3 protein-coding genes are annotated in these 2,725 nt (G+C 74.8%); all 3 read left to right on the forward strand.

Annotated elements, in window-relative coordinates:
- Positions 1-303: hypothetical protein (locus tag HGCM_RS18610; RefSeq protein WP_040399928.1), on the forward strand; the 303-nt coding region annotated here is incomplete at its 5' end.
- On the forward strand, positions 300-1,301 hold the full coding sequence (locus HGCM_RS16135; RefSeq protein ID WP_026075545.1) for a DUF8094 domain-containing protein: 1,002 nt from the start codon (positions 300-302) through the stop codon (positions 1,299-1,301). The genes HGCM_RS18610 and HGCM_RS16135, both read left to right, overlap by 4 nt.
- A gap of 64 nt (positions 1,302-1,365) precedes the next feature.
- Positions 1,366-2,298 (forward strand): tetratricopeptide repeat protein, encoded by a 933-nt coding sequence (locus HGCM_RS16140; RefSeq protein ID WP_019137849.1) that lies wholly within the window; start codon positions 1,366-1,368, stop codon positions 2,296-2,298.
- Positions 2,299-2,725: the final 427 nt, after the last annotated feature.

Consider the following 2,725-nt stretch of genomic DNA (forward strand, 5'->3'; position numbering starts at 1 on the left):
GCCACCGTGGGCCGCCCGGCCTGGCTGTCGCGCGCGCCGCACCACGACGAGGCGGCTCCCGGCCGGCTCGGTCGCGAGGAGCCGACGATGCCCCTCGCGCCGGTCGCCGAGGACGCGTCCGACGACGACGACGCGCGTCGTCCGGCCTGGCTGCCGACGTCCGCCGGGAGCCACGAGGCACCGGCCACCCCCGAGGCGCCGGGCGGCTCCCGCGCCGACGCGTGGCGGCGCGCCTGGGGGCTGCCCGCCCTCCCGACCGTCCCCGACGGCGACCGCACCGACGACCAGGAGGCCGGACGATGAGCCCCCGCACCCGGCGCGCCGTGGCCGCCGCCCTCACCGCGGCCGCCGTCGCGGCGCTGACCGCGTGCGGCGCCCCCCTGCCGCAGCCCACGCCCCCGGCGAAGCCGGCGGTCGCCCCCGCGGCCGTGACGCCCGCCCAGGACGAGCGCGTGCTCACCTCGCTGGGGAAGGTCCTGGAGAAGGGCGACGAGGCGCTCGACGCGAAGCTCCTCGAGCCGCGCGTGAGCGGCCCCGCGCTGGCGATCCGCAAGGTCGAGTACGTCGCGAACGACGTCACGGACGGCAAGGACGAGCTGACGCCGATCCCTGCGTCGGCGCTCACCACGATCGTCCCCCAGACGCAGACGTGGCCGCGCACGCAGCTGGTCATCACGCCGCAGCCCGACGACCTCAAGGCGCAGCGGATCCTCGTGATGCGCCAGAGCGACCCCCGCTCGCAGTACCGCATGTGGGCGTGGGCACGCCTGCTGCCCGGCACCGAGATGCCGCTCACGGCCGACCCGTCGCTCGGGAGCCCGGTGGTCGCGCCCGACGACGACTCGCTGCTCATGACGCCGCAGCAGGCCGTCGACCGCTACACCGACGTGCTCGCCAAGGGCAGCAAGTCGACGTACGCGTCGTCGTTCGCCGAGGACGCGGCCCGCAAGGAGATCGAGGACGTCCGGGCGGCCACGCGCAAGAACCTGGGCGACCAGGGCAAGCTGACCGAGCGGTACGAGCCGTCGGGCGCGCCGGTCGTGGCGTGGCGGACGGTCGACGGCGGCGCGGTCGTCGTCGGCTCCTTCACGACGACGTCGAAGGTCGAGCTGACGACGGACGGCACCATCCCGATCACCGACAAGCTGGAGCGCAAGCTCACCGGGAAGAAGGAGGCCGAGAAGTCCTTCGCCCGGACCTTCACCGACATCGTCGTCCTGTACGTGCCGCCGGCGGACGCCGACGCACCCGCGCGGCTGCTCGCCGCGGAGCACGCGCTGACGAAGGCGTCCGCCTCCTGACCGTGGCCCCGGCCACCACGACCAGCCCACCCGACCCGCACCGACCGTCCTGCGGAGGACACCGATGACGCAGCCCACCGGCCCCCAGCCGCGACTCGACGTGCGCGGCGCGGTCGACCTCTCGTCCCTCGCGCGCCCGGCGGGCCCGCCGCCCGGGCAGCCCGGCAGCGTCAAGGCCGCCGGCGCGTACGTGGTCGACGTCGACACCGAGTCGTTCCCCGACCTCGTCCGCTCCTCGACCCAGCACCCCGTCGTCGTCGTGCTGTGGGCGGCGTGGAGCGACGTGAGCAAGGGCGTCGCGGACGACCTGGCGGCGCTCGCCGACGAGGACGCCGGCTCCTGGCTGCTCGCGCGCGTCGACTTCGACGGCAACCCGCAGATCGCACAGGCGTTCCAGGCCTCGTCCGTCCCGACGGTCGTGGCGGTGCTCGCGGGGCAGCCGCTGCCGCTGTTCCAGGGCGCCCCCGCGCGCGAGCAGGTGCGGGGGGTCCTCGACCAGGTGCTCGCGGCGGCGCAGGCGAACGGCATCACCGGACGGGTGGAGCCGCGCGAGGCGGCGCCGGAGCGCGAGCCGGAGCCCGAGCTGCCCCCGCTGCACCAGGCGGCCTACGACGCGATCGAGCGTGACGACCTGCCCGCCGCGACCGCGGCCTACCAGCAGGCCCTCAAGGAGAACCCCCGCGACGCGCTCGCCCGGGCCGGTCTGGCGCAGGTCGGGCTGCTCGAGCGCACGCGGGCCGTGGACCTGGCCGCTGTCCGAGCGGCGGCGGCGGCCGCGCCGACCGACGTCGACGCCCAGCTCGCCGTGGCGGACGTGGACGTGCTCGGCGGTCAGGTCGACGACGCGTTCGCGCGCCTGGTCGACCTGCTGAGGGTGACGGCCGGCGACGAGCGCGAGCGCGTGCGCGTCCGGCTGGTCGACCTCTTCGAGGTCGTCGGCGGGGACGACCCACGGGTGGTGAGCGCGCGCCGCGCGATGGCGAGCGCGCTCTACTGACCCGTCGGCGGTCTCGAGACCGCGGACGCACCCACGTCGCCGCAGGTCAGAGGCCCGTGAGCGGCTGGTGACCGGCGTCACCACGTCAGCGATTTGCTCGACGGCCGCGGCACTGCGTAATGTCTACGACGTCGCCCGGCAGGGAGGAACGGACACCGAGATCGCACTCGGTGGCTGGTCCCGCCAGCGGCCCCCCGGAACTCACCGAGACGGTGGCGTGCGCTCAGCGCGTCACCGACATCGCGAGCGCCCGGGACCGGGAGCCCCGGACCGTGTGAACCTCCACCAGGAGGTTTGACCGCGAAGGCCCGCTCCGCTAAGTTAGAACGGTTGCCTCTCGCCAGGTCGCAAGGCCTGAAGAGATGCGCGTCTGTTCCTTGAGAACTCAACAGTGTGCCAAGTAGTCGATGCCAAGAGGGCCTCGTTT

Source organism: Cellulomonas massiliensis JC225 (genome assembly GCF_000312005.1).
Taxonomy (GTDB): Bacteria; Actinomycetota; Actinomycetes; order Actinomycetales; family Cellulomonadaceae; genus Cellulomonas; species Cellulomonas massiliensis.